Source organism: Actinomycetospora sp. CA-084318, from assembly GCF_050955885.1.
Taxonomy (GTDB): domain Bacteria; phylum Actinomycetota; class Actinomycetes; order Mycobacteriales; family Pseudonocardiaceae; genus Actinomycetospora.
Genome location: NZ_CP192098.1, coordinates 3,896,213 through 3,920,306, shown reverse-complemented (window position 1 = coordinate 3,920,306; position 24,094 = coordinate 3,896,213). Strand labels below are relative to the sequence as shown.

Below are 24,094 nucleotides of genomic sequence, written 5' to 3'. Positions count from 1 at the left end.
GATCATGGGGTCATGCTGCCTCCACGACCGCCAGCTTGCCCGGATTGAGCTGGGCCGCGAGTCGCACGAGCCAGCCGGTGTCCGCGTCGAAGTCGGCCTGCATGACGACCGTCAGCGTGCCGTCGACCCGCACGAGCACGCCGGGAGCGCCGTTGACCGGCCCGACCTCGATCGTCGCCGCCGCGGCCTGCCGGGCGAGGCCCGCCACGAAGCGGGCGACCCGCTCCCGGCCCTCGACCGGGCGCCGGGCCGCGCTCACCACACCGCCGCCGTCGGACACGGCCACCGCGTCGTCGGCCAGCAGTTGCTCGAGGGCCCCGAGGTCCTGACCCGCCGCGGCGGCGAGGAAGCGGGCGAGGAGGTCGGCCGTCCGGTCCGGGTCCGCCTCGAAGCGCCGCCGGCCGCGCACCCGGTCGCGGGCCCGGTGCAGGTGCTGGCGGACGGTGGCCTCGGGGAGGTCGAGCAGGGTCGCGACCTCGGCGTGCGGGTGCCCGAACGCCTCGTGCAGCACGAACACCGCCCGCTCGGCGGGCGAGAGGGACTCCATGAGCTGCAGGACCCCCAGCGAGAGCGTCTCCCGCTGCTCGGCGGTGTCGAGCGGACCGAGGTCGGTGCTCGGGGCGACCGGCTCGGGCAGCCATGGCCCGACGTACTCGGTGCGGCGCGCCCGGACCGAGGTCAGCCGGTTCCGGCACAGGTTCACGACGACGCGGGTGAGCCAGGCCGACGGGTCGCGCACCTCGTCCGCGGCGCCGGACCAGCGCAGCCACGCGTCCTGGACCACGTCCTGCGCCTCGTGCAGCTCGCCGAGCATCCGGTAGGCGAGCCCGGTGAGCCGGCCGCGCTCGGCCTCGAAGACGTCCGGACTCATGCGCTCGTGGGGATCCGCGGATGCCGCTGGACCCGCAGCGCGTTCACCACGATCGCCTCCTTGACCGCCGCTGCGAGCCGCCCCGTGAGCACGGCCTCGCGCGGCGAGTCGTCCGCGTGCACGAACTGGACCAGCCCGTCCCGACGGCCCAGGCTGACGCACCGCAGCGCGTACCGGAAGCGCAGCGGCTCCGGTGTGGTGCCGGCGAGCACGGCGCCGACGGTGCGGGCGGCCTGCTGGGCCTGCGGCATACCCGTCGCGCAGGCCATCCGGAGGAGCTGCCCGTCGGGGCGGGTCGCCGCGGCCGCGTCGCCGACCGCGAGGACGTCCGGGTGGGAGGTCGACCGGAGGTCGGGCCCGACGAGGATCCGCCCCGCGTCGTCGACCGCGAGCCCCGCGCGCCGGGCGAGGTCCGGCACGGCGAACCCGACGGTCCCGACGACGACGTCCGCCGCGGCCCGGGTGCCGTCGGCCAGGGCGAGCCCGTCGTCGTCGGCCGCGACGGCCCGGGCGTGCTCGCGCACGGTGACACCGAGGCGGGCGCAGACCCGGCGTACGTGCCGGGCGCCGCGGGCGGACAGGTCGTCGCCGAGCTCCCCGGCGGTGACGAGCGTGACGGGGTGCCCCTGCTCGCCCAGCTCGGTGGACAGTTCGAGGCCGGTGAGCCCGGCGCCCACCACCGCCACCCGGGTCGGCCCCGATGCCAGCCGCGCGCGGAGCCGAGCCGCGCCGTCGGCCGTCGACACGTCCGCGACCGGGCCGGGGAGCGCCGCCGGGTCGGCGTGACTGCCGAGGGCGTACACGAGCAGGTCGTAGGCGAGGGCGCCGCCGTCGCGCAGGTGCACCACGCGGGCGGCGGGATCGAGCGCCTCGGCCCGGTCGTCCACGAAGCGCACGCCGGTGCCCGCCAGCAGGTCGGTGAAGCGCGGCGCCGCCGGGTCGCCGCCCGCTGCGGCCTCGTGCAGGCGGACCCGCTGGACGAACCGGTCGCCGTCGTTCACCAGCGTGATCGTCGCGTCCGTCCGGGCGGCGAGCGCCTGCGCGGCGAGCTGCCCGGCGTACCCGCCGCCCAGCACCACCACCCGCGCTCGGGCCCCGGAGCCGTGCGAATCCGTCGTCGGGAACAGTTCTCGGATCGTCATGGCCGACCTCCTCGTCGTGTGTGGGAGAGACCGGCCGACCGGGTCGGGCGTGACAGCCACCGAGGTGACCTGGCGCACACGCCCTCCGGCCCCGTCCGTTCGACCGGGTGCCGTACGCGTCCTGTTTTCCGATCAACGACGGCAGGGAATCTGAACCGCGTGTGAGGTCCGGGCGACGACGCGCGGACCCGGGACGGAGGGCCGACATGGACCACGTGCGCTGGCTGGAGACGCTGTCGTCGGGTGACGTCGACGCCGTCGGGGGGAAGAACTCCTCGCTCGGCGAGATGATCCAGAACCTGGAGTCGGCCGGCGTCCGCGTCCCCGGGGGCTTCGCGACGACCGCGGACGCCTACCGCGCGTTCCTGTCGGCCAACGGGCTCGACGACCGGGTCCGGGAACTGCTCGACGGCCTCGACCCGGACGGCGACAAGCTGGCCGAGGTCGGTGCGGCCATCCGCGAGGAGTTCACGAAGGCGGAGTTCCCGGAGGACACCGCGGAGGCCATCCGCGAGGCCTACGCCGAACTGTCGCGCCGGTACGACACGGAGAACGTCGACGTGGCGGTGCGCTCGAGCGCGACCGCCGAGGACCTGCCGGACGCGAGCTTCGCCGGCCAGCAGGACACCTACCTGAACATCACCGGCGCCGACGACCTGATGCGCGCGTGCAAGGACTGCTTCGCCTCGGTGTTCACCGACCGCGCGATCGCCTACCGCACCGAGCAGGGGTACGACCACCTCGACCTGGCGCTCTCGGTGGGCGTGCAGAAGATGGTGCGCTCCGACCAGGGCAGTGCCGGCGTCATGTTCACCATCGACTCCGACACCGGCTTTCCGGACACGATCGTCATCAACGCCGCCTGGGGGCTCGGCGAGAACGTCGTCGGCGGCGAGGTGACGCCGGACCAGTACACGGTCTACAAGCCGTTCCTCGAGAACGAGAAGCTCGTCCCCATCGTCGAGAAGACCGTCGGCGCCAAGGAGAAGACGCTGCAGTACGCAGCCGACCCGGAGCAGGCCGGCGACACGACGGAGAACGTCGAGACCCCGGCCGAGCAGCGGTCCCGGTTCGTCCTCTCCGACGACGAGATCCTCGAGCTGGCGCGCTGGGGCACGACGATCGAGCAGCACTACGACCGGCCGATGGACATCGAGTGGGCGCGCGACGGGCGCACGGGGGAGATGTTCGTCGTCCAGGCGCGCCCCGAGACCGTGCAGTCCAACGCCGGCGCCGGCACGCTGCAGACCTACCGGCTCGACGAGTCCGGCACCGTCCTCGTCAGCGGCCTCGCGATCGGGCAGGCCGTCGCGTCCGGCGCCGTCCAGCGCATCGCCTCGGCCGACGACATCGACACCTTCGAGGAGGGGCGGGTCCTCGTCACCGAGATGACCGACCCCGACTGGGTGCCGATCATGCGCAAGGCCGCGGCCATCGTCACCGACCGCGGCGGACGCACCTCGCACGCGGCGATCGTGTCCCGCGAGCTCGGCGTGCCCGCGATCGTCGGGACCCAGGACGCCACGGCGACGCTCTCCGACGACCAGGAGGTCACGATCTCCTGCGTTGAGGGCGACCAGGGACAGGTCTACGAGGGGCTGCTGTCCTACACGGTCGAGGACCTCTCGCTCGACGACGTCCCCGAGACCCGTACGCGCGTGATGATGAACATCGGCAACCCCGCTGCGGCCATGCAGTGGTGGCGACTGCCGGCCAGGGGCATCGGGCTCGCCCGCGTCGAGTACCTCGTCAACAACGTCATCCAGGCGCACCCGCTGGCCCTGCTGCACCCCGACCGGGTCGACGACGAGGCCCGCGCCCGGATCGAGGAGCTGACCACCGGCTACGACTCGAACGAGGAGTACTTCGTCGAGCAGATGGCCCGCGGGATCGGCGTGATCGCCGCGTCGCAGTACCCGGAACCGGTCGTCGTGCGGCTCTCGGACTTCAAGACCAACGAGTACGCGGGCCTCATCGGCGGGACGGCGTTCGAGCCCGACGAGGAGAACCCGATGCTCGGGTGGCGCGGCGCGTCGCGCTACTACAGCGACGACTACAAGGAGGCCTTCGCCCTCGAGTGCCGCGCGCTGCACCGCGTGCGCGTCGAGATGGGCTTCACCAACGTCATCGTCATGGTGCCGTTCTGCCGCACCCCGGAGGAGGCCGACCGTGTCCTGGAGACGATGGCCGAGTTCGGCCTCGAGCGGGGGCGCGACGAGCTGCAGGTCTACGTGATGGCGGAGATCCCGTCGAACGTCCTGCAGGCCGACGAGTTCGCCGAGCGCTTCGACGGGTTCTCGATCGGCTCCAACGACCTCACCCAGCTCACCCTCGGCATCGGGCGCGACGACGACCGGTTGACCCACCTGTTCGACGAGCGCAGCCCGGCCGTCAAGAAGATGATCTCGATGCTCATCGAGACGGCGCACGCGCGGGGGAAGTACGTCGGCATCTGCGGACAGGGGCCGTCCGACCACCCGGAGCTGGCGGAGTTCCTGGTGGAGCAGGGCATCGACTCGATGTCGCTGAACCCGGACAGTGTGCTGACCGTGATCGAGAAGGTCGCGGAGGCGGAGAAGTAGGTCGACAGCGCCGCGAGAATCGTCGGTGATGCTCACCGACGACGAGATCCGCCGCTTCCACGACGACGGGTTCGTCGCGGTCCGCGGGGCCTTCCCGCGGTCCGTGGCGGACGCGTGCGCGGTCGAGATCTGGGCCGCGCTCCCGGAGTCACCCGACGACCCGTCGACCTGGACGGTGCCCGTGCGGCGCCTCGACGGCTTCGGCACGCCGCCGTTCGCCGCGGCCGCGCAGGCGCCGGTGCTGCACGAGGCGTTCGACCAGCTCGTCGGGCCGGGGCGCTGGGTGGCGCGCACGGGACTGGGCACGATCCCCGTGCGGTTCCCGTCGCCCGACGAGCCCGGCGACGACGGCTGGCACGTCGAAGGGAGCTTCGCGGGCCCCGACGGCGGACCCCGGGTGAACCTGCGCAGCGACGGCCGGGCGCTGCTGATGCTGTTCCTGTTCGCCGACGTCGGTCCGGACGACGCCCCGACCCGCATCCGCGTCGGGTCGCACCTCGACGTGCCGCCGTTCCTGGCCGACGTCGGGGACGAGGGTCGCGCGTGGATGGCGGTGTGTCAGGACGTGGTGCCGGCCTCGGCGCACCGTCCGGTCGCCACCGCGGACGGCGCGGCCGGCGACGTCTTCCTCTGTCACCCGTTCCTCGTGCACGCCGCCCAGCCCCACCGCGGGACCCGGCCCCGGCTGATGGCCCAGCCGCCGCTCGAGCCGGCCGGACCGCCGGACCTGGACGCACCGTTCCCCGTCGCGACGGCGATCCGGGCGGGTCTGCGGTCCTGACGGCGGGTCAGGCCGGCGTCGGTGCCGCGGTCCGGGTGGCCCGCAGCTCCCGCTTGAGGATCTTGCCGGCGCCGGAGACGGGGAGGGCCTCGAGGTACTCCACCGACCGCGGCGCCTTGTACCGGGCGATCCGGGCGGCGACGTGCTCGCGGAGGTCGTCCGTCGACGGGGCGACGGCGCCGTCGCGGAGGACGACGACGGCGTGCACCCGCTCGCCCCAGCGGTCGTCGGGCACACCGATGACGGCGCAGGACGCGACCGCCGGGTGGGCGGCCAGGGCGTTCTCCACCTCGGCCGAGTACACGTTCTCCCCGCCGCTGATGATCATGTCCTTGATCCGGTCGACGACGCTGACGTAACCCTCGTCGTTCATCCAGCCGGCGTCTCCGGTGTGCATCCACCCGCCGCGCAGGGCGGCGGCGGTCTCCTCGGGACGGTTCCAGTACCCCTGCATCACGTGCCCGCCGCGGACGACGATCTCCCCGACCGTGCCGCGGGGGACCTCGCGGTCGTCCGGCCCGACGACGCGGACCTCGGCGTGCGGTGCGGCGCGCCCGGCCGACCGGCGCAGGCGTTCGTCGGCGTGGTCGTCGGGGAGGAGCAGCGTCGCGACCGGCGCGAGCTCGGTCATCCCGTAGGCCTGGGTGAAGCGGCAGCCCGGCAGGCGGGAGGTGGCGCGGTCGAGCACGGCGGCGGAGATCGGCGAGGCGCCGTAGATCAGGTGGCGCAGGCTGGACAGGTCGGCGTCGCGGGTCTCCGGCGCGTCGACGAGCATCTGGATCATCGTCGGGACGAGGAGCGCATCGGTGACCCGGTGCCGCTCGATCGCCCCGGCCACGCCGGACGGCGTGAACGACGGCAGGATCACGTGGGTGCCGCCGAGGACGGTGCGGGCGAGCCAGGTGGCGCCGTCGGCGATGTGGAACATCGGTGCGGCGTGCAGGAGCCGGCCGCCGGGGCGCATGACGTCGCCGGTGGCGAGCATCCCCAGCGACGAGGTCAGCAGGTTCGCGTGGCTCAGGACCACGCCCTTCGGGGTCCCCGTGGTGCCGCCCGTGTAGTAGACGCCGTACGGGTCGTCGCCGTGGCGGTGGGCGTCGGGCACCGGGTCGTGGCCCTCGACGAGCCCCTCGTAGGGCAGCGCGCCCTCGGGGGTCGGTCCGTCGCCGAGGTGCACGACGTGACGCAGCGTCGCCGCCTCGGCGCGCACCCGGGGGAGGATGGGCAGCAGGGTGTCGTCGACGAGCAGGACGCGGACCCCGGCGTCGGTGAGCGCGAACGCCACCTCGGCGGCGCTCCAGCGGACGTTCACCGGCACGACGACGCCGCCCGCCCACGGCACCCCGAGCAGGATCTCGTGGTACCGGTCGGAGTTCAGGGCGAGGACCGCCACCCGGTCGCCGGGCTCCACGCCCAGTTCCTGCAGGCCGGCGGCGAGGCGGGCGACGCGGTCGCGGCTCTCCGCCCAGGTGCGGGTCCGGTCGCCGTGCACGGTGGCGGCCAGGTCCGGGGTCTCGCGGGCGGCCCGGTGCAGGCCCTGGGTCAGGTACATCGGTGCTCCTCGCGCTGTGGTCCGGGCCACAGCGTGACGCACCGTAGGTAGGGTGCGAAAGCGCATCGCTCGTTCGGCCCAGTGCAGCATCGGCCGATGACGGCAGATCTTGGAGGGGGAGCGCCGACCGCGGTGGGATCCCGTCATGAACGAGTGGATCGCCGAGGTGGGCACCGAGAACGCCGCGTACCTCGCGACGTCGACGCGGACGTCGGTGCTGGCCCGGGAGTACCGCCCGGAGGACCTCGGCGACGGCCGGATCCGCTACTCCAAGCGGGCCCTCGGCGCGTCGCGGGAGCTCTCCGAGGAGGAGGACGGCGCGATCAGCGACGACGCCGAGGGCCTGCGGGTGTGGATCGGCGACGACGCCTACGAGCTCGAGGAGGTCTGAGGCCCACCGGTGCGACGGACCCGGGCCAGGACGGCCGGCAGGTCGACCAGCTCGCCCACCCCCGCCCCGGTGCCCGCCGCCTGGTCGGGGTGGGTCACCCGTCCCCGGTAGGTGCTGGGCCGGAGGTCCTCGACCCGCCAGTCGGGTCCGGTGAACGCCGCGTCGACGTCCTCGTCGTCGATCTGCGGCCCGAACCCGGGACCGCGCGTCGAGAGCGCGAGGACGAGCACCTGACCGCCGGGCTCGACCACCGTGGTCAGGGCGCGCGCGTAGCGGGCGCGGTCGGCGGCGTCGAAGACGTGGAACAGGGCGCTGTCGAGCACGGTCGCGAAGCGCCCGAGTCCGGCCGGGTCGAAGGCGTCGGCGACGACGAACGACACGTCGACGCCGGACGCCCGCGCCCGGTCCCGGGCCTGGTCGACGGCCGTGGGGGAGGCGTCGGCGGCGAGGACGTCGTACCCGTGCCGGGCCAGCAGCACGGCGTGCTCCCCGGCCCCGCACCCGAGGTCGAGGACGGGCCCGACGATGCCGCCGGCGCGCTCCAGTTCGACGACCGCGGGTTGCGGCTCGCCGATCACCCACGGTGGTTCCCCGATGCGGTACGCCTCGTCGAAGGTGCTCGGTGGTGTGGTCATCGCGGCCTCCCGGTGTCGTGCGGACGACCGGGACCCTCGACCCTGAACCGTGGTCGAGGTCAAGCCCTCACGCCTGCGCGCGCACCGCCTCGTCGTCGGCCTCCCCGTCGACCTCCCCGTCGACGAAGGCCTCCCGCTCCGCCGCGGGCCGCTCGCGCATCGCGAGGACCGCGGCGAGGGTGATCAGCGACAGCACCGCGATGTACCCCGACACCGACAGCGAGGTCCCGGTGACCTCCACCAGGTACGCCGAGAGCAGCGGGGCGAACGCGCCGCCGAGCACCGCGCCGAGGGCGTAGGCGAGGGACGCGCCGCTGTAGCGGACGGCGGCCGGGAACATCTCCGCGTAGGTCGCGGACTGCTGGCCGTAGGTGAGGCCGAGCGGGATCCCGAAGACGACGACCGCGAGCACCATGAGCCCGACGTTCGCCGTGTCCAGCAGCAGGAACAGCGGGAACGCCCACACCAGCAGCGCGAGTGTGCCGACGAGGTAGACCCGCTTGCGGCCGACGCGGTCGGACCACCGGGCGGCGTAGAGCGTCGCGAACCCCCACGAGACGGCGCCGGCGATCCCGATCAGCAGCATCGTCGCCGTCGAGAGCCCGAGCGTGCGGGTGCCGTAGGTGGTGATGAACGCGATCAGCAGGTAGCCCGCCATGTTGTTCGCCATGAACAGGCCGATCCCGACGAGCAGTTCGCGCGGGTGCCGGCGGAGCACCACGCCGAGCGGGGCCGAGCGCCGGGCCCGCCGGCGGCGCAGCTCGTCGAACACGGGGCTCTCGTCGACCCGGTAGCGGATCACGAAGCCGACGGCGATCAGGACGATCGAGAGCAGGAAGGGCAGGCGCCAGCCCCACGCGAGGAACTGCTCGCGGGTGGTGAGCCCGGAGACCGTGAAGAAGACGCCGTTGGCGATCAGCAGCCCGATCGGCACGCCGAGCTGCGGGAAGGAGCCGTAGTAGCCGCGCTTGCCGTGCGGGGCGTGCTCGACCGACATCAGGGCGGCCCCGCCCCACTCGCCGCCCGCCGACACGCCCTGGAGCAGGCGCAGGACGACGAGCAGGACCGGGGCGGCCGCGCCGATCGAGGCGTAGGTGGGCAGGAGGCCGACGCCGACGGTCGAGATCCCCATGAGCAGCAGGGTCGCCACGAGCACGCCGCGCCGCCCGAAGCGGTCGCCGAGGTGCCCGGCCAGGATCCCGCCGAAGGGGCGGACGACGAAGCTCACGCCGATCGTCGCGAACGAGGCGAACAGACCCGCCGTCGGGCCGAGCGGGGAGAAGAACAGCTGCCCGAACACCAGGCCGGAGGCCGAGGCGTAGATGAAGAAGTCGTACCACTCGATGGTGGTGCCGACGAGGCTCGCGCCGAGCACGCGGCGGACCTGGCGCTGATCGGACATCGGTGACCTTCCCGACGACGGTGCCTGGGCGCGGTCACCGTAGGCGAGGGGTCCGACACGCACCAGGATCCGTCCGCCGGGCGGAAGGGCTCACCCGGCGACGTCCACCCACACCGCCCCGTCGTCGATGCGGCAGGGGAAGCTCGCCACCGGCTCGACCGCGGGAATCCCGCGGGCCTCGCCGGTGTGCAGGTCGAACGTCGAGTTGTGCGCCGGGCACACGATCTCGTCCTCGGGCGTCACGTGGCCCTCGGCGAGCGACTGGCCCTGGTGGGTGCAGGTGTCGTGCACCGCGCACGCCTCGGTCGGCGAGAGCAGCACCACGCACACCGGGGTGCCGGCGAGCTCGACCTGCAGCGGTTCGCCCTCCTCGAGCTGGTCGACGTCGGCGACCGCTTCCCACCCCATGGCGCGCCCCCTCGACACTGGTCGCCGTGATTGCCCGATCCGTGCTGCTCGTAGTCCTGCTGCTGGGCGGGTGCGGGACGGCTCCGGGACCGGTGGGGGAGCCGCTGCGGGTGATGACCTGGAACGTCCTCACGTCCCGGTCCGACCCCGCGGACTGGGCACCGGTGATCGCCGAGCAGCGGCCCGACGTGGCGGGCCTGCAGGAGATCTGTGCCGCGGAGGCGACCGAGCTGGCGGACCTGCTGCGCGCGCGGGGGCTCGCATACACGGCGGTACCCGGGCCGGTGGTCCCGACGCCGGAGGAGGACGCCGCGCCGGTGAATGCGGCGCTGCGCCGGCCCTGCGGCGACCGCGGGGCGGTCACCTACGGGCTCGCGGTGCTCACGCGGCTCCCCGTGATCGCCGCGTCGACGTCCCTGTTCGCGCCCGACCGCCGCGACGAGCAGCGCGGCTACCAGCGCGTCGATCTCGGCGGGCTCGTCGTCGTGAACGCGCACCTCGGGCTGGACGGGACCGCCGGGCCGCAGCTGGAGGCGCTGGCCGGGGTCGCGGCCGGGGTGCCCGGACCCGTCGTCGTGCTGGGGGACCTCAACCGGACCGACGTCGGTCGGCTCGGCGCGCTCACCTCGGTGGGCTCCTTCCCGACGACCGGCGCGGGCGCCATCGACCACGTGCTCGTCCGGGGGCTGGGCGTGGTGTCCGCCCGGACGACCGAGGTGTCGGTGTCCGACCACCGGCCGCTCGTGGCGGAGCTGCGCCGGTGACGGCACGTAGCGTCGGAGCCATGGGTGGATGGGTGCGGCCGTGGCTCCAGCTCGTCGAGATCTCGGTGTCCGCACCGATCGTGATCGGACTGCGGACGGCGCGGATCGTCGCGACCGGTCGCCCGCCGGGCCCGCAGGAGCGCCGCGAGCTGCGGCGGATGGTGACCGAGAAGGCGACGGCGTTCACCGAGGCCGGCCGCATCGCGGTGACCCGGCCGCCGAGCGACGTCGCCCGCTACGTCGGGGACGTGCTCGCCCCGGTGCAGCGCACCGTGCGGGGCAACCGGCGCCGACTCACGCGCCTCTGACCCGCGCCACGACCACCGAGTTCACGACGTCGGTGAAGGGGTGGACCACCGAGAGCGTGTCCATCCCGGGCAGGTCGTGCGGGTCGAGCACCGGGTAGAGCAGACCACGCAGGGAATGGGCGCTGCGGGCGAGGACGAGCGTGCCCGGCGCCAGGGTCCGCGCGAGGTGGGAGAGCAGGCCGAGCTTCGCGTCGGGGTCGAGTCCGGCGAGGGCCGCGAGGTAGACGAGGTCGTAGTCGGCGAGGTCGTGGTGGTCGACGACGTCGCCCACGTCGAAGCGCAGGCCGGTGCAGCCGGCGACGTCCGCGAGCGCCGCGCCGAGGGTCACCGCCTCCGGCTCGCGGTCGAGGTTGTCGACGGCGCACCCGTACCGCTGCGCGAGGAGCATCGAGGTCAGCGGCAACGGCCCGGACCCGACGAAGAGGACCCGTCCGACCCGGTGGGGGACCAGGCCGGACACCGCGTGGTGCTCGAGCCGGGTGAGGTCGACGTAGTTCTGGTGGTACGGGAACCGCGCCAGCTCGGCCGCGGGGTCGGTCGCCGCGACGATCCGGCGCGCCCAGTGCCGCTCCAGCTCGAACTCCCCGTCGGCGCACAGCTGCCGCAGGCCGGGGAGGAGGGGCGCGACGGCGGGGTCGGCCAGGACCGCGTCCGCCTCGCGCGCGGCGGCGGGGTCGACCGCGAGGGCGACGAGACGGCTGAAGATGTCGTTCGTGCGGGGCCCGGGCGTCAGGTCGGGACAGGCGAGCAGGGCGGCGTGCAGGGCGCGGACCTGGGTGATGACCGCGGCCCGCGCGGAGCCGGTGTCGGCGTGCCCGCAGCCGTGGACCGTCGGGCGGCCGGCGCGCGGCGTCTGGTGCTGCTGGTTCTGCTGGGTCGGATGTGGTGCGGGACGACGAATCGGCGTCGAGCTCGTCATGATCCTTCGACCTCCAGGATGGTGCCGGGCCTGACCACGTGCCAACATACGTGCTCGTGTGCGCACGCAACACCACTGAACCGGTCGACCCCTGGCAGCAGCTGCCGGCGGACGACCGGGTCGAGGAGGTCGTCGACGGTCTGCGGATGCTGGCCGACCCGACGCGCCTGCGGCTGTTGTGGCTGCTCTGCGGCGACGAGCTCGACGTCTCGACCCTCGCGGAGCGCCTCGGCGTCGCCCGCCCCGCGGTGTCCCAGCACCTCGCGAAACTCCGCCTCGTGGGCCTGATCACCCAACGCCGGGAGGGCCGCCGGGTGCTCTCGCGGGCCCGCGACCACCACGTGGGCGAGCTGCTCGCCGACCTCGTCCACGATGCGGGGCACCGGCTCGCGCAGCGGTGACGGCGGCGGGGCATCAGTACTTGGGGCCGACGAACTCGTCGAGGCGCGCCACCGAGGCCTTTCGCGCCACCGAGATCGCGTTCCACCGCGGTCGGCGGTGCTCCACCCCGATCTCGTCGAGAGCGCGGGAACAGATGTCGAGGATGTCGGTGGAGTGGTTGGAGAACCAGTAGCGGGGATAGTCGTAGCGCTTGCCGTCGGGCCGCGGACGGGCCCAGTTGGTGATGCGGCAGCCGTCGGAGTGGATCAGTCCCCGAAGGAGTCGCCCGGCGTGCTCCCGGGCGACACGGTCCTGCCACGGTGCCAGGACGATGGGTCGATCGTGCTTGCGGCCCGGCCCGTGTTGGGGGAATAGGCACGTCCAGTGCGTCGAGTAGCTCTTCACCTCACGGCAGCCCACCCGTCGGACCGAGGAGACCGAGGACGTGGGCATGACCGCGCGCATCGCCCGTTCGACCTCGGCGCGGATTCCGGGCCAGTCGTCGGCGCAGGCGACGGACAACGAGGCGACACCTCGCCGCCCCTCCACGATGTGCCCGTCGCCGAGATACTGCCCGAGAAGGTAGGCGTACTGAGCCTGGTCGAGGCCGACCCCGTGGCAGAGCGGACATCGATCGCGGCGCGAACGACCGGGAACCGGTTCCGCCTGCCCGCCGCGACACCACCGCCAGGCCGTGGCGTGCCCGATGCCCAGTCGACGTGCGATCTCGGCCGTCGACACTCCGTCGGCGTGCAGTGCGAGAACGGCGTCGACGGTGCTTCGGTCGTACATGGGGGGAATGGTGCATCCGACCCCCGACAGCCTCGGCGGAACGCGATCACCGCGGCACGCGACACCGCGTCGGCCGGTGGGTGAAGCACTGGACTAGAATTGGTGGCGTAGGACCGAGTGGAGTAGCCCCCGTAGCCCAATCGGCAGTAGGCAATGGTCTCAAACTCCATACAGTGTGGGTTCGAATCCCACCGGGGGCACCACGTCCGTCGCGAACGGCCGCCGATGCGCGGCCCGGGACGCCGCCCGCGCTCGCGTCCGTGGCGAGCACTGTGAGAGCGCCCTCATCGTGGCGCTCGTCGTCGACGGCACGTACGGGCCGCTCGATACGCTGCACTGAATCGAGCCCGCCAGCGGACGGGTCCGAGGATCGACCGCCCCTCGGGGGAGACGCAGGGCGGCTCGAGCGGCAGCGAAGCGCACCAGGAGGACCCGCCATGAGCCAGCAGGCCGCGGACATCGTCGCCGAGGCGGACACCGTGCCCGAGCCCGAGGAGACGCCGCGCGAGGCGCTGCGGGTCCTGGTCGCCGAGGACGAGGCGCTCATCCGCATGGACCTCGTGGAGATGCTGCGCGAGGAGGGCTACGACGTCGTGGGGGAGGCCGCCGACGGCGCGCAGGCCATCGAGATGGCCCGCAGCCTCAAGCCCGGCCTCGTCATGATGGACATCAAGATGCCCGGTACCGACGGGCTCGAGGCGGCCACGACGATCGCGCAGGAGCGCATCGCCCCCGTCGTCATGCTGACCGCCTTCTCGCAGCGCGAACTGGTCGACTCGGCGCGCGACGCGGGCGCCATGGCCTACCTGGTCAAGCCGTTCACCCGGACCGACGTCGTGCCGGCGATCGAGGTCGCGGCCAGCCGCTTCGCCGAGGTCCGTGCGCTCGAGGACGAGGTCGCCGGGCTCACCGAGCGCCTCGAGACCCGCAAGGCCGTCGAGCGCGCCAAGGGCCTGCTCATGGCGAAGAAGAAGATGACCGAGCCGGACGCCTTCCGGTGGATCCAGCGCACCGCGATGGACCGCCGCACCTCGATGAAGGTCGTCGCCGACGCCGTCATCGAGACGTTCGGCTGACCGAGGGGTACCGGCCGCCGGACGACCACGGTGACGATGCGTCGATGGTCCGCGTGAGTGACCGATGACGCTGACCTGCAGTAACGGGGTCACCCGTCACCGGCCTTCACCTGATCGTGACCTACGGTGTCCGGCCATGAGGCGATCCGCTGCGCTCGTGACCGTCGTGGTCACGGCTGCCCTGGCTCTCACGGCGTGCGGCGCCTCGGGCTCCTCGCCGGGCGACTGCGACACCGATCGCGGCACGTTGACCGTCGGTCTGGTGGCACCGCTGTCCGGCGAGCTCGCCAACATCGGCGCGGGGATGCGCAACGCCGCCGACCTCGCCGTCCGCCAGGCCAACGACCGGTGCGCGATCCCGGGCTACCGCCTCGCGCTGGACGCGAAGGACGACCGCGCCGACCCCGCGACCGGCGCCGAGGCGGCCCGACAGCTGGCGGCCGACCCCGACGTCGTCGGCGTGGTCGGTACCTACAACTCCTCCACCGCGCAGGCCGTGCAGCCCGTCCTCAGCGACGCGGGCGTCGTCCAGGTGTCGCCGGGCAACACCAACGTCTCCCTGACCCGCGGGGCCAACCCCGTCACCGCGCCGTTGCGGCAGTACCAGACCTACTTCCGTGTCGTCGCGACCGACGCCGTCCAGGGCCCTCTCGCGGCGAACTACCTCGCCGGGACCGGTCGGACCCGGGTCGCGGTGATCAGCGACGGCAACACCTACGGCGAGGGCCTCGCGGGCGAGTTCGTCAAGCAGTTCCAGACCCGCGGCGGGCAGGTGGTCCTGCGCCAGACCCTCCCGGCCGCCGCCCCGGCGAGCGCCCGCGACGCCACGGTCGCCGCCGTCCGCGCGGCTGGGCCGCAGGCGGTGTTCTACGGCGGCGAGTACCCGGCGGGCGGCCCGCTCTCCGAGGCGCTGGCGGGCGCCGGCGGCCCCGTGATGGGCGGGGACGGCATGGTCAACCCGGGCTACGCGGCGGCCGGGGGACAGGACGGCGACCTCGGCACCACCGTGGGCGCACCACCCGAGACCCTGCCCGCCGCCCGTGGGTTCGTCGACGCCTACCGTGCGGCCGGCTACCCCGAGGGCTACGGCGAGTACGGCGCCTTCAGCTTCGACGCGACCAACGTGGTGCTCGGTGCCGTGGCGAGCGTGGTGAACGGCCGTGGTGGCGGAGAGTGGTCACCCGATCAACGACCCGCAGTGGACCAGGCGGTCCAGTCGACTGACGCGGACGGCGTCACCGGGCCCATCTCCTTCGACCGGTTCGGCGACGTCAGCTCCGACTCCGTGGCCGTGTATCGGCTGGTCGGCGGCCGATGGATCCCGGAGCGTACCCAACCTTAAGCGGTTGCGCCGCACGGCAGGTCCGATCCGGCAGACCTTGCGTTACGGCTTCGATACCAGCTGGACGCCCGCTGTTGTTCTCGAAGATTTGGGTCTATCTTTCCCACCCGACCGGCGGAGTTTGGAACTTCAACGGTCGCTCTTCGAGCACACCATGCAACGGAGGTTCGTTCAGTGGTCCGACGTCGGTTCGCCGCCGCGGGCGCCCTGGTCGCGGCAGCGGCCCTGGTGCTCTCCGGCTGCGCCAACCAGAGTGGGAGCGGTCCGGCGCAGACCAGCGCCGCCCCCGCGCCCGCCCAGCCCAACAACGCCGTCCTGCCCGCCGGTGACGGCCAGGGCCGGTGCGCGCCCGGCACCTCGATCGCGTACGTCGGCACCCTCGCCGGCCAGAACGCCGCGCTCGGCCAGGCGATTGCGAACGCCACCGAGCTGGCGGTCAACCAGCACAACCAGGCCAACGCCGGCTGCCAGGTCACCCTCGTCAAGGCCGACTCGGGCGGCACGCCCGACACCGCGGTCGGCCCGACGCAGGCCGTGATCAACAACCAGGCCGTCCTCGGCATCGTCGGCCTGCCGTTCTCCGGCGAGTCGAAGGCCGTCGGCCCCGCGCTCAACGCCGCGGGCCTGGTCAACATCACGCCGTCGGCCACCAACCCGGGACTGACGCAGAACGGCTGGACGACCTTCTTCCGCGGCCTCGGCAACGACGCCGTCCAGGGGCCGGCCGCCGCGAAGTGGATGCAGCAGAAGTTCAACCCGCAGTCGATCTGCGTCATCAAGGACGACTCGGACTACGGCATCGGCCTCGCGCAGGCGGTCACCCAGGCGCTCGGCCCGCAGGTCGCCGCGTGCCAGGGCGACGTGAAGACGAACCAGAAGGAGTTCTCCGCGACGGTCGGCCAGGTCCAGCAGGCCAACCCGCAGGCGATCTTCTACGCCGGCTACTACACCGAGGCCTCGCCGCTGATCCAGCAGCTGCGTGACGCGGGCGTGCAGACGCCGTTCGTCGCGCCGGACGGCGTCAAGGACGAGCAGTTCGTGGTCAACGCCGCGGGCGCGGCCAACGGCTCGTTCCTCACCTGCCCGTGCGTCCCGCAGGAGGGCTTCACCGCCTTCACGAACGCCTACCAGCAGGCCTACAACACCCCGCCGCAGACCTACTCGGCCGAGGCGTACGACGCCGCGACCATCCTGCTGCAGGGCATCGACAAGGGCGCGAACTCGCGTCCGGCGCTGCTCAACTTCGTCAAGTCCTACAACGGCCAGGGCCTGACGAAGAAGTTCCAGTGGCAGCCCAACGGCGAGCTCACCGACACCCCGGTGTACGTCTACCGGGTCGACGGCGACAAGATCGTCACGGATTCGCCGATCACCGGCTGATCCTCCGCGTCGACGGCCGCGCCCGGGCCACCCGTCCGGGCGCGGCCGTCGTTCGTCCGCCCCCGCGGCACCACTACGGTCACCACCGCCGCGTTCCCCCGGCCGGGCCACCCGCCTCGGCCGCCGGCTCCCCCTCAGGAGAGCGTCATCCACACCCTCACCGCTGTCACGGACCTGGTCGCCCAGGGTTCCGGGCCGTGGATCAACTTCGACGTCGGGTTGTTCCTCGACCGCTTCTGGGCCAACACGATCAACGGGCTCTCCTACGGGAGCATCTACGCCCTGGTCGCCCTCGGCTACACCCTGGTCTACGGGGTGCTCCAGCTCATCAACTTCGCCCACTCCGAGATCTTCGTGATCGGCGTGTTCGGCGTGTACTTCACGTTCCTCGCCCTGGGCTTCCAGCCCGGTCAGACCCCGAACGTGCCGCTCGCCGGCATCATCGCCAACCTCGTCCTGGCGGGCGCCGTCGGCATGATCCTCGCGGGCGTCGCCGCCGTGATCCTGGAACGCGTCGCCTACCGGCCGCTGCGCAAGCGCAACGCCCCCCGCCTGGCGTTCCTCATCACCGCCATCGGCGCCTCGTTCGTCATCCAGCAGATCTTCCGGATCACCCGCGGCTCCAACCCCGAGGGCACCATCCGGCTGCTGCCGCCCGAACCGCTGTTCCGCATCTTCGGCGCGCCCGTCACGAACCTCCAGGTGATCATTATCCTGGCGGCGCTCGCGCTGTTCGTCATCGCGGACTCGTTCGTCAACCGCACCCGCCTCGGCCGCGGCGTCCGCGCCGTCGCCCAGGACCCCGCGACCGCCACGCTCATGGGGGTCAACCGGGAGCGCGTCATCATGATCACGTTCCTGCTCGGCGGCCTGCTCGCCGGCGCGGCGGCGCTGTTCTACCTGATGACGATCCCGCAGGGCGCGGTGTTCAACGGCGGCTTCCTGCTCGGCATCAAGGCGTTCGCCGCGGCCGTCCTCGGCGGCATCGGCAACCTGCGCGGTGCCCTGCTCGGCGGCCTGATCCTCGGCATCGCGGAGAACTACGGGCAGTCCCTGTTCGGCGGTGACTGGCGCGACGTCGTCGCGTTCGTCCTGCTCGTGGGCGTCCTGATGTTCCGGCCGACCGGGATCCTCGGCGAGTCGTTGGGGAAGGCGAGAGTATGACGACGACCGAGGAACGCCCGTCGTCGGCCACCCCCGCGAAGCAGAGCCGGCGCGCCGAGCTCTCCCGCTGGTGGAACGCCCGCAGCCGACCCCAGCAGTGGGGCCTGCTCGTACCGGTCGCAGCGATCATCTACCTGCTCCCGGTGCTCAACCCGCCGATCATCACCACCGAGCCGGCGACCTCGTTCCCGATCGCGCTGTTCAACGCGGCGGTGTTCGCGCTGATCGCGATCGGGCTCAACGTCGTGATCGGACAGGCGGGCCTGCTCGACCTCGGGTACGTCGGCTTCTTCGCGATCGGCGCCTACACCGCGGCGCTGCTCTCGTCGCCCGACTCCGAGCTCGGCGTGCGCTTCCCGTGGCTGGTGATCGTGCCGATCGCCATGGTCGTCACGATGATCTCGGGGGTCATCCTCGGGACGCCGACACTGCGTCTGCGCGGCGACTACCTCGCGATCGTCACGCTGGGCTTCGGCGAGATCGTCCGCCTGCTGGCCGACAACATCGACCCGCTGCGCGGCAACCGGGGCTTCCAGGACATCGCCCGGCCCGGTGGCACGTACTCCGACGGCACGCCGATCTTCACCCAGAACGACGCTCAGGGCTTCTACTGGCTTGCGGTCACCATCGTCATCATCATCCTGCTGTTCATGGGGAACCTGGAGCGCTCGCGGGTCGGACGCGCCTGGATCGCCGTGCGCGAGGACGAGGACGCCGCCGAGCTCACGGGCGTCCCGACATACCGCTTCAAGATCTGGGCCTTCGCGATCGGCGCCGCGGTCGGCGGCCTGTCCGGCACGCTGTTCGCCGCGCAGGTCGGCTTCGTCAACAACCAGCGCTTCGACGTCACCACCTCGATCCTCTACCTCGCCGCGGTGGTCCTCGGCGGACAGGGCAACAAGATCGGCGTCGTCGTGGGGGCCTTCCTGGTGTCCTACATCCCCGACCGGTTCCAGTTCGAGCCCGAGTACCGCTTCCTGGTCTTCGGTCTCGCGCTCATCATCCTGATGATCTTCCGGCCGCAGGGCATCCTCGGGATGCGCCAGCACCTGCTCACCTACGGGCGGCAGGCGTACCAGAAACTGTTCGGGGCGGGGACCGGCGTGGCGCCGACGTCGCTCACCCCGGCGACCAGACCGGCGGGTGAACCACCGGAGGCCGTTCCCGACGACCGCTCCGGGTCGCGTCCGCAGGGAGGTGGCGAGTGAGCAGCCCGGTGGGAGACGACGCGCAGCGGAGCTCGACCCGGACGACGCCGCCCGAGGAGGGCCTGCTCGAGGCCGTCGAGCAGATGGACGCGTCCGAGCGCGCCGAGCACGAGGCCGCGGTGGCCGAGAAGGTCGCCGCGGACCGCGAGATCGCGGTGTCGGCGGGGGAGACCCTGCTCGCCGTCGACGGCCTCACGGTCCGCTTCGGTGGTCTGACCGCGCTCGACGACGTCTCGTTCGACGTCCGGCGGGGCGAGATCCTGGGCCTCATCGGACCGAACGGCGCCGGCAAGACGACCTGCTTCAACATCGTCACCGGCGTCTACCGGCCCACCGAGGGCGACATCCGCCTCGAGGGGCAGTCGCTGGCGAAGATGAAGCGGTACAAGATCATCCAGGCAGGCGTGGCCCGGACGTTCCAGAACATCCGGCTCTTCGGGGCGATGACGGCGCTGGAGAACGTCGTTGTCGGCACCGACGCGCGGCACCGCACCTCGGTGCCCGGCGCCCTGCTCCGGCTCCCGCGGCACCGTCGCGAGGAGCGGGAGGCCGTGGACAAGGCGATGGCGCTCCTCGAGTTCGTCGGGATCGCCCACCGCGCGGCGGACAAGGCGACGTCGCTGCCCTACGGCGACCAGCGCCGGCTGGAGATCGCCCGGGCGCTCGCGACGGAGCCCAAGCTGCTCTGCCTCGACGAACCCGCGGCCGGCTTCTCGGCGGTCGAGAAGGACGCGCTCTCCGAGCTCATCCTCAAGATCCGCGACGACGGGTTCACGGTGGTCCTCGTCGAGCACGACATGCGGGTGGTCCTCGGTGTGACCGACCGGCTGGTCGTGCTCGACTTCGGCCGCAAGATCGCCGACGGCGTGCCCGACGAGGTCCGTCGCGACCCCGCGGTCGTCTCGGCCTACCTCGGAACGGCGGTGGACGAGTGAGCCTGCTCGAACTCTCCGACGTCAACGTCGCCTACGGGCGCATCCAGGCGCTCCGCGGCATCACGCTGTCGGTGACGGAGGGACAGATCGTCTCGCTGATCGGCGCGAACGGCGCCGGCAAGACGACGACGATGAAGACGATCTCCGGGCTGCTCGGCCTGCAGTCGGGGTCGATGACCTTCGACGGCGAGGACCTCACGAAGGTCCGCGCCGACCTGCGGGTGCGCAAGGGGATCTGCCAGGTGCCCGAGGGCCGCGGCATCTTCCCCGGCATGACGGTGCTGGAGAACCTGGACATGGGCGGGTTCGTCCGCTCCGACCGGCGCTCCAAGGAGTTCGCCGAGGACCAGGAGCGGGCGTTCACCTACTTCCCGCGCCTGGCCGAGCGGCGCAATCAGGTCGGCGGCACCCTCTCCGGCGGCGAGCAGCAGATGCTCGCCATCGGGCGGGCGCTGATGGCCCGTCCCCGCCTGCTGCTGCTCGACGAGCCCTCGATGGGGCTCGCCCCGCAGTTCATCCAGCAGATCTTCCGGGTGATCGAGGACATCAACAAGGAGGGCGTGACGATCCTGCTCGTCGAGCAGAACGCCACGCAGGCGCTCGGGCTCGCCCACCAGGCGTACGTGCTCGAGACCGGGGAGGTCACCCGCTCCGGCCCGGGCTCGGAGCTGCTGGCCGACCCGACGATCCAGGACGCGTACCTGGGCGTCTCGTAGCTCCCGGAGCCTTTCCGAGCGAACGGCACTTTCGCGCACATGGAGTGCGCGAGAGTGCCGTTCCTTCCGGGACGGGACAGCCTCAGGCCGACGGGGTGGCGTCCCGGTAGATGCAGGTCAGCTTCGACGTGCAGACGCGACGACCCTCGTCGTCGCTGATGACGATCTCGAACGTCCCGACCGTCTTCCCCACCGACGCCGGCGTGCACACCGCCGTGACCAGCCCGGACAGCGCCGACCGGTGGTGGGTGCACGAGAGCTCGAGGCCGACGGGTCGCCGGTCGCCGACGCGGTTGAGGTACGCCGCGGTCGACCCGATCGTCTCGGCGAGCACCGCGCTCGCGCCGCCGTGCAGCAGACCGAAGGGCTGTCGGTTGCCGGTGACCGGCATCGTGCCGACCACGCGGGCCGGGTCCCACTCGGTGATCTCGATGCCCATCTTCGCGCCGAGCTGCTCGTCGGGGTACGCGACCTCGAGCTCGGGGACGGCCTTCTGCTCCGGGGACTGATCCACCCCGTCACCCTAGGGACGTCGGGCGAGAGTGTCGGACCCCCCTGGCAGACTCGGCGACGTGGCTGGGACGACGACCGCAAGCAAGCCCTCGACGACGCCGGGGGACGAGGCCGGGGGCGCGCGCCTGCTGCTGCTCGACGGGCACTCGCTGGCGTACCGCGCGTTCTTCGCGCTGCCGGTGGAGAACTTCACCACCACGTCGGGGCAGAAGACGAACGCCGTCTACGGCTTCACCTCGATGCTGATCAACCTGCTGCGCGACGAGGCGCCCACGCACGTCGGGGTCGCCTTCGACGTGTCGCGGCAGAGCTTCCGGTCGGAGACCTACGCCGCCTACAAGGCCAACCGCAGCGCGACGCCCGACGAGTTCCGCGGCCAGGTCGACCTGATCAAGGACATCCTCGCCACGCTGCACATCCTGGTGATCACGCGGGAGGGCTACGAGGCCGACGACGTGATCGCCACGCTGACCACGCAGGCGGTGGCCGAGGGCATGCAGGTGGCCATCTGCACCGGCGACCGGGACGCGTTCCAGCTGGTGACCGACCAGGTCACCGTGCTCTACCCACGCAAGGGCGTGTCCGACCTCGTGCGCTACACCCCCGAGGCGGTGCAGGAGCGGTACACCCTGACGCCGGAGCAGTACCCGGACTTCGCGGCGCTGCGCGGCGACCCCAGCGACAACCTGCCGAGCATCCCGGGCGTGGGGGAGAAGACCGCCCAGAAGTGGGTGCGCGAGTTCGGCAGCCTCGACGCGCTGGTGGAGCGGGTCGACGAGGTCCGCGGCAAGGCGGGCGACGCGCTGCGCGAGCACCTCTCGTCGGTGGTGCTCAACCGCCAGCTCACCGAGCTGGTGCGCGACGTCGAGCTCGACGTGACGCCGCCCGAGCTGGAGGCCCGGGCGTGGGACCGGGACGCCGTGCATCGCTTGTTCGACGAGCTCGAGTTCCGGGTCCTGCGCGAGCGCCTGTTCTCCACCCTGCAGTCCGCCGAGCCGGAGGCCGACGAGGGCTTCGAGGTGCGCGGCGCCGCGCTGGAGCCCGGCGCGGTGCCGGCGTGGCTCGACGCGCACGCCCGCGACGGCCGGCGCGCCGGTCTGGGCTTCAAGGGCACCTGGTCGCACGGCACGGGGGACCTCGAGGGCGTCGCGATCGCGGCGGCCGACGGCGAGACCACCTACGTCGACGCCCGCGCCCTCACCCCCGAGGACGAGACGGCGCTCGCCGCCTGGCTCGCCGACCCGGAGGTGCCGAAGGCGGGCCACGAGATCAAGGGGCCGCTGCACGCGGTGCGGGCCCGGGGCTGGCGGCTCGAGGGCGTCACCAGCGACACCGCACTGGCGGCCTACCTGGCCCGACCGGGGGAGCGCAGCTTCGACCTGGCCGACCTGGCGCTGCGCTACCTGCGCCGGGAGCTGCGGGTCGAGGAGCCGGCCTCCGGCGGCGACCAGCTCACGCTCGACGGCGGCGAGGAGGAGGCCGACGCGACCCTCGCGCAGACCGAGATGCTGCGCGCCCGCGCCGTGGCCGACCTGGCCGAGAAGCTCGACTCCGACCTCGACGAGCTCGGCGGCACCGCCCTGCTCACCGACCTCGAGCTGCCGCTGCTCGGCGTGCTCGCCGATCTGGAGGCCGCCGGGGTGGCGGTCGACGTGTCGGCGCTGCAGGACCTCGAGTCGCAGTTCGGCGGTCGGGTCCAGGCCGCGGCGCAGTCGGCGTACGACGTGATCGGCAAGGAGATCAACCTCGGCTCGCCGAAGCAGCTGCAGGTCGTGCTGTTCGACGAGCTGCAGATGCCGAAGACCAAGCGGACCAAGACCGGCTACACCACCGACGCCGACGCGCTGCAGACGCTGAACGAGTCCAACCCGCACCCCTTCCTGGAGCACCTGCTCGAGCACCGCGACGCCACGCGGCTGCGGGTGACGGTGAAGGGCCTGCTCGACTCGGTCTCCGACGACGGGCGCATCCACACCACGTTCAACCAGACGATCGCGCGCACCGGCCGGCTGTCCTCCACCGAGCCGAACCTGCAGAACATCCCGGTCCGCACCGAGGCCGGGCGGCGCATCCGCGACACGTTCGTCGTCGGGGCCGACTCGGCCGACGGCGCGTACGCCGAGCTGATGACCGCGGACTACTCGCAGATCGAGATGCGGATCATGGCGCACCTCTCGGTCGACGCCGAGCTGATCGAGTCGTTCAAGTCCGGCGAGGACTTCCACTCGGTCACCGCGGCGAAGGTGTTCGGGGTCGCCGAGAACGAGGTCAGCACCGGGCAGCGCGCCAAGATCAAGGCGATGAACTACGGGCTCGCCTACGGCCTGTCCGCGTACGGCCTCTCCGCCCAGCTCCGCACCTCCACCGAGGAGGCGAAGGAGCTGATGGAGGACTACTTCGCGCGGTTCGGCGGGGTCCGCGACTACCTCCACCAGGTGGTCGACCAGGCCCGCAAGGACGGCTACACCAGCTCGATCCTCGGCCGCCGGCGCTACCTGCCCGATCTCACCAGCGACAACCGCCAGCGCCGCGAGATGGCTGAGCGGATGGCGCTGAACGCCCCGATCCAGGGCAGCGCGGCCGACATCGTCAAGGTGGCGATGCTCGGGGTGCACGCGGCGCTGCGCGAGGAGGGGCTGCGCAGCCGGATGCTGCTCCAGGTACACGACGAGCTCGTGCTCGAGGTGGCGCCGGGGGAGCGCGAGCAGGTCACCGAGCTGGTCCGCCGCGAGATGGGGGCGGCGTTCGCGCTCGACGTGCCGCTCGAGGTGTCGGTCGGGTTCGGGCGGTCGTGGGACCAGGCGGCGCACTGATCACCCGGCCAGGACTGGT

At 72.5% G+C, this 24,094-nt stretch carries 23 protein-coding genes and 1 tRNA gene; 15 read left to right on the top strand and 9 right to left on the bottom strand.

Going from position 1 to position 24,094, the window contains the following annotated elements; genetic code table 11:
- Positions 1-10: 10 nt before the first annotated feature.
- Both ACQPYX_RS19135 and ACQPYX_RS19130 read right to left on the bottom strand, forming a co-directional pair.
- Complete coding sequence (locus ACQPYX_RS19135) at positions 11-871, bottom strand: sigma-70 family RNA polymerase sigma factor (RefSeq protein ID WP_433798883.1); 861 nt, start codon at positions 869-871, stop codon at positions 11-13.
- Complete coding sequence (locus ACQPYX_RS19130) at positions 868-2,013, bottom strand: NAD(P)/FAD-dependent oxidoreductase (RefSeq protein WP_433798882.1); 1,146 nt, start codon at positions 2,011-2,013, stop codon at positions 868-870. The genes ACQPYX_RS19135 and ACQPYX_RS19130 overlap by 4 nt, the downstream gene beginning before the upstream one ends.
- A 206-nt stretch (positions 2,014-2,219) precedes the next feature.
- Between ACQPYX_RS19130 and ppsA the strand changes: the two genes are divergently transcribed.
- Complete coding sequence (gene ppsA / locus ACQPYX_RS19125; protein WP_433798881.1) at positions 2,220-4,595, top strand: phosphoenolpyruvate synthase; 2,376 nt, start codon at positions 2,220-2,222, stop codon at positions 4,593-4,595.
- Positions 4,596-4,623: 28 nt separating this feature from the next.
- Entirely contained in the window at positions 4,624-5,376 is a 753-nt protein-coding gene (locus ACQPYX_RS19120) for a phytanoyl-CoA dioxygenase family protein (RefSeq protein ID WP_433798880.1), read from the top strand.
- 7 nt (positions 5,377-5,383) lie between these two features.
- Here ACQPYX_RS19120 and ACQPYX_RS19115 read toward each other — a convergent pair whose 3' ends face one another.
- The gene (locus ACQPYX_RS19115) at positions 5,384-6,928 is read right to left on the bottom strand and encodes a long-chain-fatty-acid--CoA ligase (RefSeq protein WP_433798879.1); all 1,545 of its coding nucleotides are present in this window, start codon (positions 6,926-6,928) and stop codon (positions 5,384-5,386) included.
- 145 nt (positions 6,929-7,073) lie between these two features.
- Here ACQPYX_RS19115 and ACQPYX_RS19110 point away from each other — a divergent pair, with 145 nt between their 5' ends.
- Entirely contained in the window at positions 7,074-7,319 is a 246-nt protein-coding gene (locus tag ACQPYX_RS19110) for a hypothetical protein (RefSeq protein ID WP_433798878.1), read from the top strand.
- On the opposite strand, the gene ACQPYX_RS19105 is transcribed toward ACQPYX_RS19110, so the two are convergent.
- The 3 genes from ACQPYX_RS19105 to ACQPYX_RS19095 all read right to left on the bottom strand — a co-directional run bounded on the left by ACQPYX_RS19105 (position 7,298) and on the right by ACQPYX_RS19095 (position 9,764).
- Positions 7,298-7,954, bottom strand: a complete 657-nt coding sequence (locus tag ACQPYX_RS19105; protein WP_433798877.1) for a class I SAM-dependent methyltransferase — start codon at positions 7,952-7,954, stop codon at positions 7,298-7,300. The genes ACQPYX_RS19110 and ACQPYX_RS19105 overlap by 22 nt on opposite strands.
- 67 nt (positions 7,955-8,021) lie before the next feature.
- Positions 8,022-9,356 (bottom strand): MFS transporter, encoded by a 1,335-nt coding sequence (locus ACQPYX_RS19100; RefSeq protein ID WP_433798876.1) that lies wholly within the window; start codon positions 9,354-9,356, stop codon positions 8,022-8,024.
- Between the two features lie 90 nt (positions 9,357-9,446).
- Entirely contained in the window at positions 9,447-9,764 is a 318-nt protein-coding gene (locus ACQPYX_RS19095; RefSeq protein ID WP_433798875.1) for a Rieske (2Fe-2S) protein, read from the bottom strand.
- Positions 9,765-9,790: 26 nt separating this feature from the next.
- Here ACQPYX_RS19095 and ACQPYX_RS19090 point away from each other — a divergent pair, with 26 nt between their 5' ends.
- Together ACQPYX_RS19090 and ACQPYX_RS19085 are read left to right on the top strand one after the other, a co-directional pair.
- On the top strand, positions 9,791-10,528 hold the full coding sequence (locus ACQPYX_RS19090; protein WP_433798874.1) for an endonuclease/exonuclease/phosphatase family protein: 738 nt from the start codon (positions 9,791-9,793) through the stop codon (positions 10,526-10,528).
- Between the two features lie 20 nt (positions 10,529-10,548).
- Positions 10,549-10,836: a hypothetical protein gene (locus tag ACQPYX_RS19085; protein WP_433798873.1), complete on the top strand. Its 288-nt coding sequence runs from the start codon at positions 10,549-10,551 to the stop codon at positions 10,834-10,836.
- Here ACQPYX_RS19085 and ACQPYX_RS19080 read toward each other — a convergent pair.
- Complete coding sequence (locus ACQPYX_RS19080; RefSeq protein ID WP_433798872.1) at positions 10,823-11,755, bottom strand: nicotianamine synthase family protein; 933 nt, start codon at positions 11,753-11,755, stop codon at positions 10,823-10,825. The genes ACQPYX_RS19085 and ACQPYX_RS19080 overlap by 14 nt on opposite strands.
- Before the next feature lie 56 nt (positions 11,756-11,811).
- Between ACQPYX_RS19080 and ACQPYX_RS19075 the strand changes: the two genes are divergently transcribed.
- Positions 11,812-12,156, top strand: a complete 345-nt coding sequence (locus ACQPYX_RS19075; protein WP_433798871.1) for an ArsR/SmtB family transcription factor — start codon at positions 11,812-11,814, stop codon at positions 12,154-12,156.
- Between the two features lie 13 nt (positions 12,157-12,169).
- On the opposite strand, the gene ACQPYX_RS19070 is transcribed toward ACQPYX_RS19075, so the two are convergent.
- Positions 12,170-12,928 (bottom strand): helix-turn-helix domain-containing protein, encoded by a 759-nt coding sequence (locus ACQPYX_RS19070; RefSeq protein ID WP_433798870.1) that lies wholly within the window; start codon positions 12,926-12,928, stop codon positions 12,170-12,172.
- 125 nt (positions 12,929-13,053) lie between these two features.
- On the opposite strand from ACQPYX_RS19070, the gene ACQPYX_RS19065 reads away from it, so the two are divergent.
- The 8 genes from ACQPYX_RS19065 to ACQPYX_RS19030 all read left to right on the top strand — a co-directional run bounded on the left by ACQPYX_RS19065 (position 13,054) and on the right by ACQPYX_RS19030 (position 20,749).
- Positions 13,054-13,131, top strand: a tRNA-Leu gene (locus ACQPYX_RS19065).
- A gap of 234 nt (positions 13,132-13,365) precedes the next feature.
- Positions 13,366-14,004: an ANTAR domain-containing response regulator gene (locus ACQPYX_RS19060; RefSeq protein ID WP_433798869.1), complete on the top strand. Its 639-nt coding sequence runs from the start codon at positions 13,366-13,368 to the stop codon at positions 14,002-14,004.
- A gap of 136 nt (positions 14,005-14,140) precedes the next feature.
- Positions 14,141-15,346: an ABC transporter substrate-binding protein gene (locus ACQPYX_RS19055; protein WP_433798868.1), complete on the top strand. Its 1,206-nt coding sequence runs from the start codon at positions 14,141-14,143 to the stop codon at positions 15,344-15,346.
- Between the two features lie 174 nt (positions 15,347-15,520).
- Complete coding sequence (locus ACQPYX_RS19050; protein WP_433798867.1) at positions 15,521-16,726, top strand: branched-chain amino acid ABC transporter substrate-binding protein; 1,206 nt, start codon at positions 15,521-15,523, stop codon at positions 16,724-16,726.
- A 219-nt stretch (positions 16,727-16,945) separates the two neighbouring features.
- Positions 16,946-17,890 carry a branched-chain amino acid ABC transporter permease gene (locus ACQPYX_RS19045; protein WP_230758579.1) on the top strand — a complete coding sequence of 315 codons (945 nt, stop codon included), beginning with the start codon at positions 16,946-16,948 and terminating at the stop codon, positions 17,888-17,890.
- Entirely contained in the window at positions 17,887-19,098 is a 1,212-nt protein-coding gene (locus ACQPYX_RS19040; protein WP_433798866.1) for a branched-chain amino acid ABC transporter permease, read from the top strand. The genes ACQPYX_RS19045 and ACQPYX_RS19040 overlap by 4 nt, the downstream gene beginning before the upstream one ends.
- 83 nt (positions 19,099-19,181) lie before the next feature.
- The gene (locus tag ACQPYX_RS19035) at positions 19,182-20,033 is read left to right on the top strand and encodes an ABC transporter ATP-binding protein (protein WP_433803759.1); all 852 of its coding nucleotides are present in this window, start codon (positions 19,182-19,184) and stop codon (positions 20,031-20,033) included.
- Positions 20,030-20,749, top strand: coding sequence for an ABC transporter ATP-binding protein (locus ACQPYX_RS19030; protein WP_433798865.1), 720 nt, complete (start codon positions 20,030-20,032; stop codon positions 20,747-20,749). Before ACQPYX_RS19035 ends, ACQPYX_RS19030 begins: the two co-directional genes overlap by 4 nt.
- An 82-nt stretch (positions 20,750-20,831) precedes the next feature.
- Here the strand turns inward: ACQPYX_RS19030 and ACQPYX_RS19025 are convergent, their stop codons facing one another.
- On the bottom strand, positions 20,832-21,263 hold the full coding sequence (locus ACQPYX_RS19025) for a PaaI family thioesterase (RefSeq protein WP_433798864.1): 432 nt from the start codon (positions 21,261-21,263) through the stop codon (positions 20,832-20,834).
- Between the two features lie 58 nt (positions 21,264-21,321).
- On the opposite strand from ACQPYX_RS19025, the gene polA reads away from it, so the two are divergent.
- Complete coding sequence (polA, locus tag ACQPYX_RS19020; RefSeq protein ID WP_433798863.1) at positions 21,322-24,075, top strand: DNA polymerase I; 2,754 nt, start codon at positions 21,322-21,324, stop codon at positions 24,073-24,075.
- Positions 24,076-24,094 lie beyond the last annotated feature (19 nt).

Excerpts from the sequence above, each read along its gene's own strand:
- ACQPYX_RS19130 (WP_433798882.1), bottom strand. The coding sequence starts at position 2,013 with ATGACGATCCGAGAACTGTTCCCGACGACGGATTCGCACGGCTCCGGG.
- ACQPYX_RS19060 (WP_433798869.1), top strand. The coding sequence starts at position 13,366 with ATGAGCCAGCAGGCCGCGGACATCGTCGCCGAGGCGGACACCGTGCCC.
- ACQPYX_RS19120 (WP_433798880.1), top strand. The coding sequence starts at position 4,624 with ATGCTCACCGACGACGAGATCCGCCGCTTCCACGACGACGGGTTCGTC.
- ACQPYX_RS19055 (WP_433798868.1), top strand. The coding sequence starts at position 14,141 with ATGAGGCGATCCGCTGCGCTCGTGACCGTCGTGGTCACGGCTGCCCTG.
- ACQPYX_RS19040 (WP_433798866.1), top strand. The coding sequence starts at position 17,887 with ATGACGACGACCGAGGAACGCCCGTCGTCGGCCACCCCCGCGAAGCAG.
- ACQPYX_RS19105 (WP_433798877.1), bottom strand. The coding sequence starts at position 7,954 with ATGACCACACCACCGAGCACCTTCGACGAGGCGTACCGCATCGGGGAA.
- ppsA (WP_433798881.1), top strand. The coding sequence starts at position 2,220 with ATGGACCACGTGCGCTGGCTGGAGACGCTGTCGTCGGGTGACGTCGAC.
- ACQPYX_RS19100 (WP_433798876.1), bottom strand. The coding sequence starts at position 9,356 with ATGTCCGATCAGCGCCAGGTCCGCCGCGTGCTCGGCGCGAGCCTCGTC.
- ACQPYX_RS19085 (WP_433798873.1), top strand. The coding sequence starts at position 10,549 with ATGGGTGGATGGGTGCGGCCGTGGCTCCAGCTCGTCGAGATCTCGGTG.
- ACQPYX_RS19115 (WP_433798879.1), bottom strand. The coding sequence starts at position 6,928 with ATGTACCTGACCCAGGGCCTGCACCGGGCCGCCCGCGAGACCCCGGAC.
- ACQPYX_RS19110 (WP_433798878.1), top strand. The coding sequence starts at position 7,074 with ATGAACGAGTGGATCGCCGAGGTGGGCACCGAGAACGCCGCGTACCTC.
- ACQPYX_RS19095 (WP_433798875.1), bottom strand. The coding sequence starts at position 9,764 with ATGGGGTGGGAAGCGGTCGCCGACGTCGACCAGCTCGAGGAGGGCGAA.
- ACQPYX_RS19070 (WP_433798870.1), bottom strand. The coding sequence starts at position 12,928 with ATGTACGACCGAAGCACCGTCGACGCCGTTCTCGCACTGCACGCCGAC.
- ACQPYX_RS19035 (WP_433803759.1), top strand. The coding sequence starts at position 19,182 with ATGGACGCGTCCGAGCGCGCCGAGCACGAGGCCGCGGTGGCCGAGAAG.
- ACQPYX_RS19080 (WP_433798872.1), bottom strand. The coding sequence starts at position 11,755 with ATGACGAGCTCGACGCCGATTCGTCGTCCCGCACCACATCCGACCCAG.
- ACQPYX_RS19135 (WP_433798883.1), bottom strand. The coding sequence starts at position 871 with ATGAGTCCGGACGTCTTCGAGGCCGAGCGCGGCCGGCTCACCGGGCTC.